Source organism: Streptomyces litmocidini, assembly GCF_014649755.1.
Lineage (GTDB): Bacteria > Actinomycetota > Actinomycetes > Streptomycetales > Streptomycetaceae > Streptomyces > Streptomyces litmocidini.
The window spans coordinates 1-17,838 of the sequence record NZ_BMTQ01000012.1 but is presented as its reverse complement, the minus strand read 5'-3'; the positions used below and the strand labels follow the sequence as shown (position 1 = coordinate 17,838).

Sequence of the window (17,838 nt, the reverse complement as noted above, 5' to 3'; positions counted from 1 at the left end):
CTCAACCACCGTCCCGCGCGCGGAAGGTGCTGCCCGCGTCCTGCCCGTACGGTGCGCCCTGCCACTGCCCGGCGCCGAGCGTCCGGCCCGCGTCGTGCGCGACGAACGTCCACGGCCCGACGTAGACGTTGTCGTGCCAGCGGTTGTCCTGCCGGAGCGTGATCGCGCGGGCCACCCGGTCGCCCTTGTACGGCGACCAGTCCGGAGAGGTCCCGTCGTTGGAGAGCACCGCCATCCGGTCGCACAGGACCGTGCAGTCGAGGACGGACTTGTCGAGGACGAAGCGGTTGTCGTGGATGTCCACCCGCTGGGTCTTCCACCGGCAGTCGCCGTAGAGCGGCGCGCCGGCGATCCCGGGCTGCGCGCAGCGCCGGGTGTCCTCGACCAGCAGGGTGCAGTAGCCGGTCGAGGTGTTGGCCGGGCTGTTGCAGAACCGGTCGGCGTTCTCCCACAGGGTGATCCCCGACCAGTTGTCCTCGAGCACGTTCCCGTAGATCTCGATCCTGTCCGTACGGGCGTGGATCCGCGGCTCGCCGCCGGCCTCGGACACGTAGACGCTCGCGTACGGGAAGTCGTCGCCGTCCTCGGCGCCCGCGCGGCCCTCGACCCAGTTGTTCCGCCGGATCGTGTTGTTGCGGATGACCGCGTTGTAGCTGGTCTCGTACATCAGCGCGGCGCCGTCGTTCGCCTCGAGGACGTTGTCCTCGAAGAGGAAGTCGTTGTTGTTGTTGTCCGCCCACAGCCCGGCCCCGCGGTTGTCGTGCACCCAGTTGCCGCGGACGTCGGCGCCGTCGACCGCCCAGAACTTGACGCCCCCCGTGCAGCCGCAGCCCGGCTGCCTCCGCTCCCAGTCGTCGGTGTTGTTGCCCGTGATCTCGTTGCCCTCGACGACCAGGCCCTCGAGGGAGTCACCGGCCTTGTAGGCGTTCATCGCGTACTGCCCGTTGTCCCGCAGGCAGCTGGCGCGGACCTGCTGGCGGGCACCGGCCATCAGCCCGGCGCCGGAGTTGTTCCGGATCACCGCGTGCTCGATCACCCACCCGTCGGCCGAGTCGTGGTTGACCACGCCCTCGTCCCGCGGCGCGACGAAACCCCGCACGGTCAGGTACTTGATCGTGACGTCGCGGGCGGTGCCGCCGAACGCGTACTGGTTGGTCCTCGCGCCGTCGAGCACCGCGCCCGGGGCCCCGATGTACGTGTTCCCCTCCTTGGGGAGGACCTGGTCGTACGCGCCCGGGTCCAGCCTGTGCCTGCCCGGCCGCAGCCAGAACGTGGTGCCCGGCGGGCTGTCCTCGGTCTTCGCGGCCAGGTCACCGGTCACCGAGGGGTCGACCGTCACCGCGCCCGCCGGCGCCCGCGCCGGCCCGGCCGGGGGCTCGGCGCACACCCGGGCCACGGCCGTGGACGCGGACGGAGCGGCGGTGGCCTTCGGCCGGCCGTCCGGCTCCGGCCCGGCGTCCGGCGCGCCGCCGCCCTCGCAGCCGGTCGCCACGAGCAGCGCGAGCAGTGCCACCGGCACCGCCCGGTGCCGCCACGTGATCCGCACGGTCCTCCTCCCTAGCCGTGGAACCCGAGTACGGTGACGAACTCCGCGCCGTCGGCGAAACCCGTGCCGAGCAGCGTGGTGGCGGGCTCCTTGCGCCCGAAGCCTCCGGAGTACCAGCCGAGGACGGGACACCCGCCGCTCGACGAGCCCGGGGAAGGCTCGCCCTCGCCGCGGTGCGCCCGCCAGGACAGCCCCGCCGGCAGGTCGAGCACCGCCGAGCGGTCCTCGCCGTCCACGGTCCAGGTGAGCACCGCCCGGTTCCCCACGAGTTCCGCGGCGATCGCCGGACCGAGGTGGAACGCCAGCTCCACGGCACCGCCCGGGCCCCGCACCTCGTCGACTACCCGCAGCTCCCGGCTCGCGGCCGTCAGCTCCACCCGGCGGCGGTGCACGGAGGGCCGGTAGCCGTCGTGCTCGGCGCACCATCGGGACACCGCCGGGTTCGAGGTGTCCGCGACCAGGACGCGGCTCTCGGCGTGCCGGGTCCACAGGAACGGGCCGCCCGAGACGGACTGGTCGCGGCCGTCGAGCCGCAGGGTGTTGTGGCCGAGGGTCGACCGGAAGTACTGCCGCCACTCGGGCTGTCCGTGGTAGCAGTACGTCCCCGGGTCGGCGAGCACGTCGACGCCGTCGTGCCGGACCTCCACGGACAGGGCGTCCGCGTGCCCGTGCGCGGCGATGGACAGGAAGCCGTGCGGACCGCCGTCGCAGCGGACCCAGATCTCCCCCGGCGCCCTCATGATCGTCATGCCCGCGTCGGGGAAGTGGACCGGCCGGTCCGCCGGCCGCTTCACGGCCGGTCCGCCGGGCCTGACGAGCGCGGCCAGCAGGGGGGTGCGCACATCGGTGCCGGTCACCTCCGGCCACCAGGCGAGCCGGCCGAACACGGCGTCGCCGGTGGCGAGGAGCGAGCCCCAGCGGTCGCTGCCCGCGCCGTCCACGATCAGACCGTGCCCGTCGTCCGCATCCCCCTGGCGGGGCGGCCGCAGCCGGTCGTCCACGACGGCCGCGAGCGCGTCGGTCATCCGCAGCAGGACGAGCCGGGTGGTCGCGGGCACCGGCACGCCGGCGGCGTCCGCCTCGGCCAGCGCGGCCAGGCCGAGTTCGAGGACGAGGCCGTGGTACTCGGAAGCCAGCTCGCGGTTGAGGCCGGACAGGAAGGTGTTGCTCCGCAGGTGCCGGTCGAGCGACCGCAGCGCGTCGTCCCGCCAGCGCGCCGAGGCGGGGAACCAGCCGAACGCGCAGGCCGCGGCGAACTGCCCGGCGGCCTCCGCGATGACGTGGTTGTTCGCCGAGGACCCCCGGCTGGGGAAGGCGGCCAGCCAGCGCTGGTGGTACCAGATCTGGCGGAGCGCCACCGGGTTCTCCTCGAAGAGGCCGGCCGCGCCCCGCCAGCCGTCGAGCAGCCGGCGGACCCACACCCAGGAGAGCAGCCGGATCCCCAGCTCGATGCCGCTCGTCCAGTGCACCCCGCGCAGCGGCGCGTTGGCCGCCCACCACGACCGCAGGTGGCCGGCCACCCGCTCCGCGTACCGCTCGTCCCCGGTGACCGCGTAGGCGGCGGCGAGCACGGTGAGGTGTTGGTGCCGGGACGGTTCCCAGATCTGCTTGATGTCCCCGACCGCCTCCTCGTCCCGGTACGGGACGTCGAAGGCGTACCCCGAAGGCGCCCGGCGCCCGGTCTTCGGGTCGAACCACCAGTCCGGGTCGACCAGGTCGCCGCGCTCCACCCCGAAGTACTCGGCGTGCCCGGCCATCAGCCGGTCCGCCTCGGCCACGAGACGCTTCGCGGCGTCGGGGGCCACCCGGTCGATCGTCCCGGCGGGGAGCACGGCGGTGAACCGGGCGCCGGTCACGCCCGGGAACTCCGGCCGCGCCGACCGCCACCGCCGCCTGCGCACCGCGTCGACCGCCCGGCCGCCGACCTCCCGCGGTCCCATCGCGGACAGCCGCCGCAGGTACCAGCCCGCGCCCATCGTCATCGGTGCCCCGCCAGCGTCACCGGCGCGCCGCCCGCCAGGCCGGCCGGTACGGCGAGGGTGGCCGCCGTGGTGGCGACGAGCGACTCCAGCGGCACCGGCATCGGCCCGCCGGTCCGTACGGCCCGGAAGAACGCGGCCAGTTCGGCGTTCTGGCCCTTGTCGCGAGCCTTGGGCAGCCGCGAACTGACCCACCGCTTCCGACCGTAGACGGAGGCGCGGACGAAGTCGTCGAGCCGCAGCACCTTGCCGTCGGCGACCAGGTCGAGGGTCTCCTTGGGGAAGCCGGAGGCGCCGGTGGTGACGTAGCTGATGGTGGCGGTGGACCCGTCCGGGTAGCGCAGCACGACCTGGAGGTCCTCGTTGCCGGGGGTGGCCACCGCGTACACGGAGACGGGATCGGCGTCGAGGAGCCAGCTCGCCGTGTCGATGAAGTGACCGCCCTCGCCGGCGAACCGCGAGCCCTCGCTGCCCTGCCGGAGGTACCAGCTGCCGTGCTCGAGACGGCCGGCGTTGACCAGGTAGCGGAGGTTCGCGGGGCCGGTCCGGGCGCCGAACCGCTGCTTCGCCTCCTGGAGCAGCGGCGCGAACCGGCGGTTGAAGCCCACCTGGAGCCGGTCGTTGCCGGACTCCTCCACGGTCGCGAGCACACCGGCCAGCTCGTCCTCGGTGAGCGCCAGCGGCTTCTCCACGAACACCGACTTGCCGGCGAGCAGCGCCTTCCGGGTCAGGTCGGCGTGCGAGCTGTGCCGGGTGACCACGAACACCGCGTCGACGGACCCGTCGCCGAGCACGGCGTCGAGATCGGTGGTGGCGCGGGCGAAACCGAACTTCCGCTGCGCGTTGGCCGCGGACAGGGCCGTCGTGGTGACGACCGTGGACAGCTCGACGCCCTCGCGCCCGGCCAGGTGGGGCAGCAGCATCGAGGTGGCGTAGTTGCCCGCCCCGACGAACGCGACCCGTACCGGAGTCCCGGCGGCCCCGGCCGTCGTGCGCCGCACGTTCACCGCGGGCACGGCCACCGCCGGCGCCTCCGGGGCTTCCTCCGCCCGCCCGGGGTACCGGAACAGCACGGCCACGGCCTTCAGCTCGCCGTCCTTCAGCGACCGGTACGTCTCGACGGCGTCGTCGAAGTCGGCGACGTGGGACACCAGCGGCTCCACGTCGACGCCGCCCCGGGCCATGAGGTCGAGGAAGCACGCCAGGTTCCGGCGCTCGGTCCAGCGCACGTAGCCGATCGGATAGTCCCGCCCCTCCAGCTCGTACTCCGGGTCGTAGCGCCCCGGGCCGTAACTGCGGGAGAACCGGACGTCGAGCTCCTTCTCGTAGTACGCGTTCCACGGCAGGTCCAGACGGCACTTGCCGATGTCGACGACCCGGCCGCGGTCCCGGCACAGCCGGGCGGCCAGCTCGACGGGCTGGTTGCTGCCGCCACCGGCCGCCAGATACACCTGGTCCACGCCGTGACCGCCGGTGAGCTCGGCGACGGCGGCCTCCACGGAGGCCGATCCGGGATCGCCGCAGGCCTCGGCACCCAGGCGCTCGGCGAGCTCGCAGCGCGCCGGGTCGGGGTCGGCGCCGACGACGCGGACGCCCGCGGCGGCGAGGAGCTGCACCACCAGCTGCCCGATCAGCCCGAGGCCGATGACGAGCGCCACCTCGCCGAGCTGCGGCTCGCCCTGGCGGACGCCCTGGAGCGCGATGGACCCGACGGTGCCGAAGGCGGCGTGCCGGGGCGCGAGGCCGTCCGGGACCGGGGTGTAGAGGTTCTTCGGCACCCAGTTCAGCTCGGCGTGCAGCGCGTGCTCGTTGCCGGCGCAGGCCACGAGGTCGCCGACCTTCACGTCGTCGATCCCGGCGCCGACCTGCTCGACCACCCCGCACAGCGAGTACCCGAGCGGGGTGTACGAGTCGAGCTTGCCCATCACCTTGCGGTACGTGGCGGGCACGCCGTTGGTGGCCACGCTCTGCACGACCTTGGCGACCTGGTCCGGGCGCGAGCGGGCCTTGCCGAGCATCGACATCCCGGCCTCGGACACCTTCATGAGCTCGGTGCCCGTGGATATCAGCGAGTACGCGGTCCGGACGAGGACACCGCCCGGCTTGCACCCCGGCACCGGGACGTCGAGCACGGCCAGTTCGCCGCTCTTGTAGTTCTGTACGACCTGTTTCACCGAAGTCCTCTTGTTCTCTACGCGGTCAGGGAAGCGGTCCGACCGGACCCGGAGGTCGCGCCGCGGTACCAGTACTCGAGGGTCAGCACGTGCCACAGGTGCTTGGAGTGGTCCCGGTGCCCGGCCGCGTCCTCGGCGGCGAGGCGCTCCAGGGCGTCGCGGCGCAGGAAGCCGGAGCGGACGAGCTCGCCGTCGTGGATCACCTCGCGCACCAGCGGGGCCAGGTCGCGGCTCATCCAGGCGCGCAGCGGGGCGCTGAAGAGGCCCTTGGGCCGGTACACGATCTCCCGGGGCAGGACGGAAGCGGCCGCCTCCTTGAGGACGGCCTTGCCCTGACGGCCGACGATCTTGCGGTCGCCGGGCACGGTGAACGCCGCCTTGACCACCTCGACGTCCACGTACGGCACCCGCACCTCGGTCGACGCGGCCATGCTCGACCGGTCCGTGTACGCCAGGTTCAGGCCCGGCAGGAACATCCGGGCGTCGCCCAGGCACATGCGGTTGACGAAGTCGTCGAGCGCGTTGTCCTCGTACACGTCCGCGTGCTCGGTCAGCACGTCGTCGACCGTCCCGGCCAGGTCCGGATCGATCAGGCCGAGCAGCTCGTCCCGGTCGTACATGGTGTAGCTCCGCCGGAACGCCGTCTCCTCCGGCAGATCGGCGAACGACAGGAACCGCTTCGCGAAGCGCACCGACCGGTACCCGCGGCGGGCCGAGGCGACCGGCAGCAGGTCGACGGCCCTGGACACGCCGCGCCGCAGGGGCCGCGGCACGCGCTGGTAGCGCAGCGCGACCAGGTTGGCCAGATGCTTGCGGTACCCGGCGAACAGCTCGTCGGCCCCCATCCCCGACAGCATCACCTTCACCCCGGCCTCCCGGGCGGCCGAGCAGATCAGGAAGGTGTTGATCGCGGCGGGGTCGCCGATCGGCTCGTCCAGGTGGTACGTCATCCGCGGCAGCAGGTCGAGCACGTCCGGGGCGATCTCGATCTCGTGCAGGTCGACGCCGAACCGCTCGGCCACCCGCCGGGCGTAGCGCAGGTCGTCCGGCATCGCCTCGAACTTGGCGTCCTCGGCGCGGAACCCGATCGTGTAGGCCGAGATCCCGGGCTGCTCGCGGGCCGCGAGCGCCGTCAGATAGCTGGAGTCGAGCCCGCCCGAGAGGAAGGTCGCCACGGGCACGTCGGACAGCAGGTGACGCCGGGTCGACTCCTCGACGATCGCGGCGAGATCCGGCCGCTCGCCGGCCAGGGCCCGCTCCCGGCCCTCGGCGGCGACGTCCTTCAGGTGCCAGAACCGGCCGCGCTCCACCCGCCCGTCGGGCCGGCACCGCAGCCAGCTCCCCGGCGGCAGCTTCTCCGCCTCGCGGAACGCGCACCGCGAGTCCGGCACCCAGTAGTAGAGCAGCGAGGCCACCAGGGCCGCGTGGTCCACCTCCAGGGATCCGCCGGTCACGGCGGCGAGCGCCTTCAGCTCGGAGGCGAACACCAGGCCCCCGCCGCGCCGCAGCAGGAACAGCGGCTTGATGCCCAGCTGGTCGCGGGCGAGCACCAGCTCACCGGTCCGCTCGTCGAAGATCCCGAACGCGAACATGCCGCGCAGCCGGGGCAGGCAGTCCGTGCCCCAGCGCCGCCACGCCTCCAGGACCACCTCGGTGTCGGAGGTCCCCCGGAAGCGTGCCCCCGCCGCCGCCAGCTCGGCCCGCAGCTCGGGCGCGTTGTACAGCTCGCCGTTGTACGTCAGGACGAGGCCGCCCGAGACCATCGGCTGGGCGCCGGTCTCGGACAGGTCGACGATCGACAACCGGCGGTGCCCCAGGTGCACTTCCGCGTCACCGACGGGGTGGCCGTACCGGCCGGCCCCGTCCGGACCGCGATGCGCGAGGGTCTCGGTGAGCCGGTCGGTCACTTCCTTCCCGTCGGGCCACCGGTACGTGCCTGCGATGCCACACATGTGCTACCGCGCCTCCTGGTCGCTGTCCGGGACCGTCGCCCACGCGGGCAGACGCTCCCTCTGCCGCCGGCCCGTGCCGTTCGCCCGGGCGGGCCCCTCGTTCCGGCCGCGCGGCGCGGCCTGCGGCCCCCCGTCCCACAGCGTCCCGTCGGTCCGGTCACGCGGATCGGGGTCGATCAGCACCACACCGAGCACGAGGATGCGCTGCTCGGCGAGTTGCCGCGCCACGGTGTGCAGCCAGGCCGCGCTGCCGTGCCCGGCCCGTACGACGAGAACGGTCCGCGTCCCCAGGTACGGCAGGTCGGTCCACGCCGTGCCGGGCCCCACCGAGCCGACGCCGATCCGGCGCTCCTGGTGCGCCACGGCCGCGGCACGCTCCAGGCCGACCACGGTCGGGTCCCCGGGCCGCGGCCGGCGGCCGGAGAGCTCCGGGCCGGGCAGCCCGTCGACGACGACCACCGGCCCCTCCGCGCCCAGGGACCCGGCGAGGTCGAGCGCGATCACGCGCACGCCGTCCGCGCAGCCCAGTTCGAGGAGGGACATCGGCTCCGCGGAGCCGCGCGCGGTGCGGGCCAGGGACGCGGCGAGCCGGGTCCGCGCCGTCCGGGTCCCGCGGCGCCGCCACCGCCGGCCCGGCCGGCCGGGCAGCTCCGCGATCACCGAGGCCCCGAGGTGCGCCGCGATCTCCCGGCGCAGCACGGGACGGTCCGCCACCACCGTTCCGACGGCCGCCACCGCGAGCCCCAGGGCGAGCCCGAGGACCAGCCCGATCCCGGCGTCCTTGGCGAGGGACCTGGGCAGGGAGCGCTCGACCGGGCGCGGGTCGTCGACGATCTGCGTGCCGGAGATCAGCCGGGGCGTGCCGATGCGGGCCTCCTCGGCGCGCTGGCTGAAGTCGGAGATGCGCGAGGTGAGTTCGGCCCGGCGGGAGAACAGCGACTCCGTGTTCGCCGAGGCCTTCGCCGCGCCCTGTGACGACTCGTCCCCGATCTCCTCGTTGACCTGGGCGAGTTCGACCTTCAGCCGGTCCCGCTGGTCGAGCAGGGCCTTGGCGTCGGCGTTCGCGGCCTGCTGTATCCGCCGCACGTGGTCCGCGACGAACGCGTCGGCCAGCGCCTTCACGCGGGCCACCGCGTCGGCGTCGCTGTCGCCCGTCGCGTTGATCTGCAGCAGGTTGTTGGTGAGGCCGATTCCCTCGTAGTCCTTCATGAAGTCCTCGGGCCTCTCCGGGGACTTGAGGGCCTTCAGGGCGTCACCGGCGATCCGGGTGGTCCGCAGCAGCGCGACATCGGTGCGGATCAGCGTCCCGGGGTCGTTCGGCTGGTCCTCCTGCCGGGCGACGAGGACCTTCGTCATCGCGGTCGGCGGCGCCGGCAGCAGGACCGCCACCGCCGCGCCGAGGACGAGGCCGAGCAGCGCGAGCGCACCCCAGAGCCGGCGGCGTCTGAGCACCGCCACCACCAGGGAATGCAGGTCGAGCAGGGGGGCGGCGACCGGAGACTCCGCGGTCGTACGTGTCGTCACGCCGAACCCCCCGTCGCGTCGGCTGCCACGGCGGGCACCGGCGTCGCGGCCTCCCGGGGCCGGTCGGCGGACCCCTTCGTACGGATCCGGACCGTGCCGGCCAGGACGGCGCCGACGACCTCGTGCCCGGCGTCCGCGCACGCCTCGGCGATGCCGGCGAGCTCACCGGCCGTCCAGTTGCCCGCGCTGACCACGACGAGCGCGCCGGACGCGTCGTCGTGGTCCGGCACCATCGGCTCCGACACCGAGACGCCCACCACCCGCAGCACCGGATCGCCGCCGGCCTCGGCGACGAGCTCCCCGGCGGCCCGGCGGGCGATCGGGTCACCGTCCGGGACGACGACGAGGAGCGGCCGGGCGGCCGGCAGCCGGTCCCGGAGGCGGGCGCACACCCGCCGGTGACGGGTCCGCCGGCCGGCCTCGTCGCCCGAGGTCCGCGGGGGCGGGACGTCCCACCGGACGTCGGTCCCGAGGAGCCGGCGGAACCAGACCCGCGGGCCGCGGCCCTCCGCCCGGTGCGCGTCCCGCCCGGCGGGCACGTCGACGGAGCCGAGGAGCGCCACGCCGAGGGCCCCGGTGATCTCCCCCTCGGTACGCAGCCGACGGCTCCTCCGCGCCGCCGTGAGATGGCCCGCCACCGTGACCAGGAAGAACAGCAGCGCCCCGGCGGAGACGAGTTGGATCCGCGTCGGCGGTGCCTCGCCGGTGGGCCGGGCCGCCGGTCCCATGACGACCATGTGGGCCTTGCTCGACGTGGGGTCGGCCTGGCCCAGTTTCTCGATGGACTCCTGCAGCGCGGTGCGCAGCCCCTCCAGCTCGGTGCGGGTCTGCACGCTCTCCACGGACCGTCCCGAACCGGCCGCCTCGGACAGCTCGGTGATGCGGCGGCCGGTCTGCGCGACGGTCTGCCGCAGGGTTTCGAGCCGTGCCGCCGCCTCGGGGTCGGCGTTGTCGCCCACGATCCGCGCGGCGAAGGCGACGAACTGCTCGGCCACCTGGTCGGAGAGCTGCTGTGCGCGCTCGGGCGTGTCGGCGGTGCCCGAGATCTCGATGATGTTTCCCTCGGAGGCCTTGGCGGTCACCCGCTCCTTCAGCTCGGTGGTGCCGACCCCCGTCCAGTGGAGCGCGGACGCCACGCGGTCGATCACCACCGAGCTGGTGGCGACCTCCGCCTGGGTCCGCAGTTCGCGCTCCTCCCACGCCCCCGGCAGCAGCACGGACGCCGACGTCGTGTAGCGCGGCGGGAGCAGCAGGGAGGTGCCGTGGCCGACGAGCGCACCCACCACCACGAGGATGGTGAGCAGCCGCCGGCGCCGGCGGAGAATCCGCCCGATCGTGGCCAGGCGTATCGTGTCGTCGCTCAACGGGGCGGCCTCGTCCCTTCCCCGTGGGGGTCGCCCGCCGACGCCGGAGCGTGGGGCCGGCAGGCTGCGGCGTAGGCGGCGAGCAGGGTCCGCTGGGAGTTCCGCCAGGAGAGCGGCCCGTTGATCCGTTCCTGGCCGGTCTTGCCCATGAGCGCCCGTTTCTCCGGGTCGTCGAGCAGCAGCGCGACGAGCGCGGCGAACTCGGTCTCGTCGTTGGCGGGCGCGTAGACGGCGGCGTCACCGGCGGAGACCCGCGCCTCCCGGAGGTCGAACGAGACGATCGGCCGGCCCATGACCATGTACTCCAGGACCTTGTTCATGGTCGACACGTCGTTGAGCGGGTTGTGCGGGTCGGGGGAGAGGCACACGTCCGCCGTGGACAGGTAGCGCGCCAGGTCGGCGTCCGGGATGCGCCCGGTGAACTCCACCTGCTCCGAGAGACCGAGCTGCCGGGACAGCTTCACCATCGCGTCGAAGGTGTCGCCGCCGCCGACGAACACCGCGTGCCAGTCGGTCCGTCCGAGTTCGTCGCGCAGCCTGGCGAGGGCCCGCAGGGCGTAGTCGACGCCGTCCTGCGGCCCCATGACGCCGAGGTAGCACAGCAGATGGGGCTTGCCGCGCTTGAGCTCCGGCTCGGCCGGCACGGGATGGAACCGGTCGACGTCGGGCGCGCTGCGCACCACGAAGACGTCCTCCGGCCGCCGGCCGCCACGGCGCACCGCGACGTCCCGGTAGCTCTCGTTCGTGGCGAGCACGACGTCCGCGGTCCGGTAGGTCAGCCGCTCCAGCGCGCACACGCCGCGGTAGAGCAGGTCCTTGCCGCGGTCGAACCGGGAGAGGTACAGCTCGGGCACCAGGTCGTGCTGGTCGAAGACGAACCGCGTGCCGCGCCGCTTCAGCCACAGGGCCGGCAGGAACAGCAGGTCGGGCGGGTTGCAGGCGTGGACGACGTGGACCGGGCCGACCTTCCGGGCCAGCCGGAAGGTGTGCCACAGGGCCGACCCGTACTCCTTCAGGTAGCCGGCCGGACCTCCGGTGGCCGCGCGCAGCGGATAGCGGTGGATCCGTATCCCGTCGATCTCCGCGAACGGTTCGACGTCCCGCTTGCCGCCCTGGGGGCAGATGACGTTCACCTGCCAGCCCGCGTCGCGCAGCGTCGTGCACTCCTGCCACACCCGCCGGTCGAACGGCACCGACAGGTTCTCCACCAGGATCAGCGCGCGGCGTTCCCGCCGGCCGCCTCCGGTCGTCTCACCAAGCAAGGCCCACGTACCCCGGTTCGGCCCGCCGCGCGTCGGCGTCGGGAAGGTGGATGAGATCGACGATCACCGGACCGTCACCGTGCGGCAGGGCCGACACCACGGCCGGGTCCCTGGTCCCGACCAGGCACACCTCGGCGTGCCGGAGCACCTCGTCGACGGAGTCCGTGAGCAGCTGCGCCAGGTGCGGAAGCCGGGACTCGATGTACTCGCGGTTCGCGCCGAGCAGCCGCGAGAGGTGCACGTTGGCGTCGTAGATCCGCAGGTCGTAGCCCTTGCCGAAGAGCCGCTCCGCCAGCTCGACGAGCGGGCTCTCGCGGAGGTCGTCGGTGCCGGGCTTGAAGGAGAGGCCGAACAGCCCCACCCGGCGCTTGCCGGTGCGCTCGACCAGCTCCACCGCGCGCTGCAGGTGGTCGGCGTTGGACGGCAGCACGTGGGAGAGGATGGGTACCGAGACGTCGGCCCGCTGTGCCGCGTGGACGAGGCTGCGCAGATCCTTGGGCAGGCAGGAGCCGCCGAAGGCGAAGCCGGGCCGCAGGTAGGCGGGGCTGATGTTCAGCTTGCGGTCGGCCAGGAACACGTCGATCACCTGGTGCGAGTCCACTCCGAGCGCCTGGCACACCGCGCCCAGTTCGTTCGCGAAGCCGATCTTGAGGCCGTGGAAGGCGTTGTCGGCGTACTTGATCGCCTCGGCCGTCGGGACCGGCACCCGGAACACCTCGCCGGGCAGTCCCTCGTACAGCGCCGCCACCACGTCGCCGCTCGCCGCGTCGAGTTCGCCGATGACGGTCTTCGGCGGGTCGAAGAAGTCCCGCACGCTCGTGCCCTCGCGCAGGAACTCCGGGTTGACCGCGACCCCGACGTCCACCCCGGCCGTGCCGCCGACGTTCTTCTCCAGGATCGGCACCAGCAGGTTCAGGCAGGTGCCCGGGAGCATGGTGCTGCGGAACACGACGGTGTGCCGTCCGCCCCGCTCGGCGAGCGCGGCGCCGATCTCCTCGGTGACCCGCTCCAAGTACGTCGTGCACAGGCTGCCGTTGGGCTCGGACGGCGTGCCCACGCAGATCAGCGACACCTCACTGTCCATGATCGCCTCGCGGACGTCGCCGGTGGCGCGGAGCGCCCCGGTCCGCACGACCTCGGCGACGAGTTCGCCGATCCCCTCCTCGACCACCGGGGCCTTGCCGTCGTTGACCAGGTCGACCTTCACCTGGTTGACGTCCACCCCGATGACCTCGTGGCCCATGTCGGCCAGGCACGCGGCCGACACACAGCCCACGTAGCCGAGTCCGAAAACGCTGATCCTCACGACCCGTTCCTCCCCCCAGGCAGGCCCTTCCGGCCTGCGGTCCGAGCTCCGGCCGTACGCCGGCGCCGCCCCCCGCGCATCAGTAGGCCCCCTGCCCGTAGAGCACCGCACGCAGCGTCTTCCACAAGATCACCGTGTCCAGGGCGAGCGACCAGTCCTCCACGTACCGCAGGTCGAGGCGCACGGCCTCCTCCCACGGCAGGTCGCTGCGTCCGCTGATCTGCCACAGGCCGGTGAGGCCGGGCTTGACGAGGAGGCGCCGCCGGATGTCCGGGCCGTACGCGGCGGACTCCTCCGGTAACGGCGGCCGCGGACCGACGAGCGACATCGACCCCGTGAGCACGTTGAGGAGCTGCGGGAGCTCGTCGATCGAGTACCGGCGCAGCACCGCCCCCACCCGGGTCACCCGGGGGTCCCGGCGGAGCTTGAACAGCGGCCCCGCGCCCTCGTTGTGGTCGGCCAGAGCGGCACGCGCCGCCCCGTCGGCCCCGGTGACCATGGTGCGGAACTTGAGGATGGTGAACTCGCGGCCGTCCTTGCCGACCCGGCGCTGCCGGTAGAACGCCCCGCCCCGGCTGTCCAGCAGCACGAGCAGCGCGACGAGCGCCATCAGCGGCGTGAACAGGAGCAGCAGGACCGCCGCGCCCAGCCGGTCGACGACCTCCTTGATCGCCCGGCGGCCACCGGTGAAGGTCGGCATGCTGACCCGCAGCAGCGGTATCCCGAGCACGGCGTCGACGTGCAGCCGCGGGCCGGCCACCTCCATGAGCACGGGGGCCACGACCATCTCGGCGTCGCTGCCCTCCAGGTTCCAGGCCAGCCGCCGCAGCCGGTCCGGCGACCAGTGCGGGTCGGGGGTGACCGCGACGACCCGGTAGCCGTCGTGGCGGACGTGCTTGGCGACGTCCGCCAGCCGCCCGACGACCGGCACCCCGTCCAGCAGGTCGCCGTCGAGCCCGCGGCCGTCCGTCGTGCACACCGCCTCCACGCGCCAGCCGAGGTGCGGGAACTTGCGGGTCCGGGTGATCAGGTCGCGCACGGTGTCCGGGCTTCCGGCGGCCAGTACCGGCCGCAGACAGCGCCCTTCCTTCCGTTCCTTGTGCAGCCAGAGGCGCAGCAGATACCGCGCCGTCATGGTGACGAGGGCGATCGCGGGGATCGCGACGAAGATCCAGAGCTTGATGTTGCGCGAGGTGAGGGCTATCCCGCCGAGCGCCAGGACGACGGTCGCGGTGAACAGGGAGCGGCCGAGCCGGCGGAACTCCTCGGCGCCCTGGCCGAGCACGGCGGGAGCCCATGCCCGGCTCACCGCCAGCGCCCCCAGCACCAGGAGCTGCGTGCCGAACGCGAGGATTCCCCATTTCTCATGCCAGTTGGCCGCGTCCCGGGCCCCGAAGAAGTCGCCGATCGCCGTCACCACGAAGGCGGTGGCCACGGTGTCGCTGATGATCACGGTACGGCGGTAGCGCTGCTCCCACTCGATCGCGGGCCGGCTGATCGCCCCGTCCGCCAGGCGCTCGCGCGCAGACGGAAACGGGCTGACTAGTCCCCCTTGCCGCACAGAACCCCCCAAGGTCCCCAGTGGTACGACGTGTGCGCCCGACACTCCCCGGGAGGCCCCCGCCCTCCCCGGCGCATGACATCCCTGCTCTTCCGGAGCCACTTCGACAACTCATCCCGGCGGCAGCGGACCTGTCCGCCCCACCGGGCACTCGAGGTGCGCGGAAAATCCGTCGGGCCCCGGGTGCTCCCCGCACCCGACGCCCCTCGCGGGTCCCCGGAATCGATCGTCCCCGTGCCCGGTGCCACGGGGTGGCTCGTGGCCTTCCGTGGTACCGGACCTATGGATCGTTAGCGGTCGCCTCGTGCCCGAACAGCTGAAGCACGGTCAATCTAGAGCATCGCGGGCCGGTATGAAGAGGGATTGTGTGAAATTTGTGTCCGTCCGGCGAAGCTGGCTGGATCCGTCGACCGGTGACCGCTTATGGGCGCTTTGACGCCCCTCCATGGTTCAGCAACTCGCCTGATGGCACGGGGTGTTCGCCCTCGCTGTGATCAGGGTCACTCTGCCGGCCCGTGATGTTTCGCGGGGCCGATCCGCTGGAACATCCGGCGGGCTCCGCCGCCTCCGGGGGAGGGGGCGCCGGTCCGCCCGGTCGCGCCGCGAACTGTCCCGCCGTCCCGACAGGGCGCCGGGAAAGGCCTGCTGACCGTCTGACAGGATGGGCAACCTCCGGTTGTTCCGTGGGGGTCCGGGGTTCTTGGGTGTACGGGGTGTGAAGAGGTCGGGTGGGCGAGGGAACGGGACACGCGCCCGCCACGGCGCACGGCCCTGGGGGCGAGGCCCGGTCCGCTCCGGGCCGTGGAGCCCGGTCCGGTCCCGACCGTGACGTCCGCCCCGCTCCGGACGGGGGCGCCCGGTCCGGTCCCGACCGGGACGCCCGCCTCGCCGAGGCCGTCGAGCGGGCCCGGCGGGGGGACGAGGGGGCGTTCGCGGAGGCCTACCGGACCGTCCATCCCGGACTGCTCGGCTATCTGCGCGGGATCGTCGGCGAGGACGCCGAGGACGTCGCCTCCGACGCGTGGCTGGAGATCGCCCGGGACCTCGGCCGCTTCCGCGGCGACGGTGCGGGCTTCCGCGGCTGGACCGCGACCATCGCCCGCCACCGGGCCCTCGACCACCTGCGACGCGTACGGGCCAGGCCCCGGCCCGCCCGGTTCGAGCAGGACCTCCTCGAACTCCCGGCCGCCGACGACGCGGCCGACGAGGCGCTGGACGCGCTGTCGACGGAACGGACGCTCGCCCTCGTCGCGGGCCTCCCGCAGGACCAGGCCGAGGCCGTCCTGCTCCGGGTCGTCGTGGGCCTCGACGGCCCTTCGGCCGCCCGAGTACTGGGCAAGCGTCCCGGTGCGGTACGGTCCGCCGCACATAGGGGATTGAGGCGACTTGCGAAACAGCTCACGGGGAGAGGGGGGTGACGGATGCGTGACGAACCGCTGGACGGAGAGCCGGCGGAGCTGCTGAGAGCCGCTCTGAGCGGAGAGCGGGGCGACGGGAGCGGTGGCGTCACCGGCGAGGAGGACGCTCTCGCCGCCTTCCGGGAGGCGCGTGACGCGGGGCTCCACGCGTCACTGCCCACCCGCGACCGTGACGACTGGACCCCGGCCGCCGAGCGGCGGCGCCCCCGGCGTTCGCCGAAGGCGGCCGTGGCCGCGCTGGTCGCGAGCGTGACGCTCGGCGGCGTGGCCGTCGCCGCCGCCGCCCTGCCCGGACGCTTCCCCGGCGCCACCGCCCCGCCCCCCGCACCGCGCCCGGCCCGCGCCACGCCGGAGCCCGTGAAGCCCGGCGCGACGGCCGGTACGGGCGGCGCCGGGGCCCGCACCTCCGCGCCGTCCGGCACGACCGCTTCCCCGAGCCCGGAGAAGGGCCTTCCGGGGCTCCCCGGCAGAAGCGGTGATGCCCTCTGCCGTGCCGCCGAGAAGGGGGAGGGGAAGGCGAAGGGCGGGGACGGGCGCGGGGACAGGGCGAAAGACGGGGGCGAGGGCAAGGGGAAGGCGAAGGGCGGGGCGAGCGGCCAGGAGCCCGCGTCCGCCGCCCGGCAGCGGCCGTCGGCCGCCGCCGGAGGCGAGGGGCGCGTCCCCGGCCGTTGTCGGCGCGACCCCGGTGCCGTCCGCACCCCGGCCGCCGCGCCCCGGCCGGACGGCGGTGCCGACCGCGGCGGCTCCTCGGGCCGCCCCGGCGGTGACCTCGGCCTTTCGCGCGCCGACAGGCCCTGACGACTCCGGGGTTCTGCTCCCGGAACGATCCGGGACTGTGGATCGTGGTGGGCGTGCACCGGCTCCGGGTGGAGGGGGTCGGACGAGGAGCGGCATCCTTCGCGTCCTGCGGAACGTGAAGGGTCGGATCCGGCCCAATGCCCCTTCGTTGAAGGTTTGTTGATCGTTCGTTGGTGTCACGCGTGACGCTGGTCCCGCAACCGGAGGCGCCGCGCGGCAGAGACGCGCGGCTGCCGATCAGCGAACGGAGGGGGAGCCCCCATGAGAACGAAGACCGAGAGCGGTGGGCTGCGCAGAAGACTGTTTCCCGCGGTGGCGATCGCCTTCGCCGCGCTGGGCGTGACGGCCAGCCCCGCCTCGGCCGCCGGGTTGGCGTGCAGCGGTTATGCCTGTGACGGCTGGGACCCGAACACCGTCAGCTGGGACGCCGGCCCCGACACCGATGCCACGGCCACCGTCACCGGCTTCGCCACCGTGGAGCTGCGGTCCGGAAAGAAGGACGGCAGGTGGTACGGGTGGGCCAGGACCGCCACCACCTACTACAAGTACGGCGTGTGGATCGACCGTTCCACGGACGGAGGCCGGACGTGGGACGGCCTGCGGGGGTACGTGCACGCCGGCGGCGGTGAGGAGTACACCTCGATGTCCTACTGGCCCGACGGCACGTGGCTGCGCGCCTGCGTGAACGTCGAGGGCGTGCAGCTGAAGTGCACCGGGTGGGTGAGCTGACGGACCGGCCGAGCGGGCCGTGCGTCCCGGGACGTCTCCGGGACGCGTGAGCGGTGGGGAAGACGCGCCTCCGCGTCCGGCCCCTGTCACGATCGCGGGCATGTCGAAGATCCGTTCCGCCCTCTTCGTGGCGGGGACCCTGGCCGCCCTCGCCCTCTCGGCCTCACCCGCCTCCGCCGGCGCCAACGGCCAGCAGCTGAAGTTCCACGACCGTATCGGCAACAC

Annotated in this window: 12 protein-coding genes; 3 read left to right on the top strand and 9 right to left on the bottom strand. The window is 73.7% G+C overall.

The genetic code is table 11. The annotated features are described in order from the left end of the window. Window position 1: 1 nt before the first annotated feature. The 9 genes from IE180_RS23970 to IE180_RS23930 all read right to left on the bottom strand — a co-directional run bounded on the left by IE180_RS23970 (window position 2) and on the right by IE180_RS23930 (window position 14,668). Window positions 2-1,546 carry a right-handed parallel beta-helix repeat-containing protein gene (locus IE180_RS23970; protein ID WP_190159018.1) on the bottom strand — a complete coding sequence of 515 codons (1,545 nt, stop codon included), beginning with the start codon at window positions 1,544-1,546 and terminating at the stop codon, window positions 2-4. 11 nt (window positions 1,547-1,557) lie between these two features. Next, window positions 1,558-3,528, bottom strand: a complete 1,971-nt coding sequence (locus IE180_RS23965; protein ID WP_190159017.1) for an alginate lyase family protein — start codon at window positions 3,526-3,528, stop codon at window positions 1,558-1,560. Continuing rightward, window positions 3,525-5,699 carry a bi-domain-containing oxidoreductase gene (locus IE180_RS23960; RefSeq protein ID WP_190159016.1) on the bottom strand — a complete coding sequence of 725 codons (2,175 nt, stop codon included), beginning with the start codon at window positions 5,697-5,699 and terminating at the stop codon, window positions 3,525-3,527. Before IE180_RS23960 ends, IE180_RS23965 begins: the two co-directional genes overlap by 4 nt. A 17-nt stretch (window positions 5,700-5,716) precedes the next feature. After that, complete coding sequence (asnB, locus tag IE180_RS23955) at window positions 5,717-7,651, bottom strand: asparagine synthase (glutamine-hydrolyzing) (RefSeq protein ID WP_190159015.1); 1,935 nt, start codon at window positions 7,649-7,651, stop codon at window positions 5,717-5,719. Window positions 7,652-7,654: 3 nt separating this feature from the next. Continuing rightward, entirely contained in the window at window positions 7,655-9,175 is a 1,521-nt protein-coding gene (locus tag IE180_RS23950) for a Wzz/FepE/Etk N-terminal domain-containing protein (RefSeq protein WP_190159014.1), read from the bottom strand. Beyond that, entirely contained in the window at window positions 9,172-10,539 is a 1,368-nt protein-coding gene (locus tag IE180_RS23945; RefSeq protein ID WP_190159013.1) for a Wzz/FepE/Etk N-terminal domain-containing protein, read from the bottom strand. Before IE180_RS23945 ends, IE180_RS23950 begins: the two co-directional genes overlap by 4 nt. Then, window positions 10,536-11,801, bottom strand: coding sequence for a glycosyltransferase family 4 protein (locus tag IE180_RS23940; RefSeq protein ID WP_190159012.1), 1,266 nt, complete (start codon window positions 11,799-11,801; stop codon window positions 10,536-10,538). Before IE180_RS23940 ends, IE180_RS23945 begins: the two co-directional genes overlap by 4 nt. After that, entirely contained in the window at window positions 11,791-13,107 is a 1,317-nt protein-coding gene (locus IE180_RS23935) for a nucleotide sugar dehydrogenase (protein WP_190159011.1), read from the bottom strand. Before IE180_RS23935 ends, IE180_RS23940 begins: the two co-directional genes overlap by 11 nt. A gap of 79 nt (window positions 13,108-13,186) precedes the next feature. Then, complete coding sequence (locus IE180_RS23930; RefSeq protein ID WP_190159010.1) at window positions 13,187-14,668, bottom strand: sugar transferase; 1,482 nt, start codon at window positions 14,666-14,668, stop codon at window positions 13,187-13,189. Between the two features lie 728 nt (window positions 14,669-15,396). Here IE180_RS23930 and IE180_RS23925 point away from each other — a divergent pair. From IE180_RS23925 to IE180_RS23915, 3 genes are all read left to right on the top strand, one after another. Continuing rightward, window positions 15,397-16,086: an RNA polymerase sigma factor gene (locus IE180_RS23925; protein WP_190159009.1), complete on the top strand. Its 690-nt coding sequence runs from the start codon at window positions 15,397-15,399 to the stop codon at window positions 16,084-16,086. Between the two features lie 3 nt (window positions 16,087-16,089). Continuing rightward, entirely contained in the window at window positions 16,090-16,884 is a 795-nt protein-coding gene (locus tag IE180_RS23920) for a hypothetical protein (RefSeq protein WP_190159008.1), read from the top strand. A gap of 261 nt (window positions 16,885-17,145) precedes the next feature. Then, on the top strand, window positions 17,146-17,613 hold the full coding sequence (locus tag IE180_RS23915) for a hypothetical protein (protein WP_190159007.1): 468 nt from the start codon (window positions 17,146-17,148) through the stop codon (window positions 17,611-17,613). Window positions 17,614-17,838 lie beyond the last annotated feature (225 nt).

Coding starts and splice junctions, on each gene's coding strand:
- IE180_RS23965 (WP_190159017.1), bottom strand. CDS start 3,528: ATGACGATGGGCGCGGGCTGGTACCTGCGGCGGCTGTCCGCGATGGGA.
- IE180_RS23915 (WP_190159007.1), top strand. CDS start 17,146: ATGAGAACGAAGACCGAGAGCGGTGGGCTGCGCAGAAGACTGTTTCCC.
- asnB (WP_190159015.1), bottom strand. CDS start 7,651: ATGTGTGGCATCGCAGGCACGTACCGGTGGCCCGACGGGAAGGAAGTG.
- IE180_RS23920 (WP_190159008.1), top strand. CDS start 16,090: ATGCGTGACGAACCGCTGGACGGAGAGCCGGCGGAGCTGCTGAGAGCC.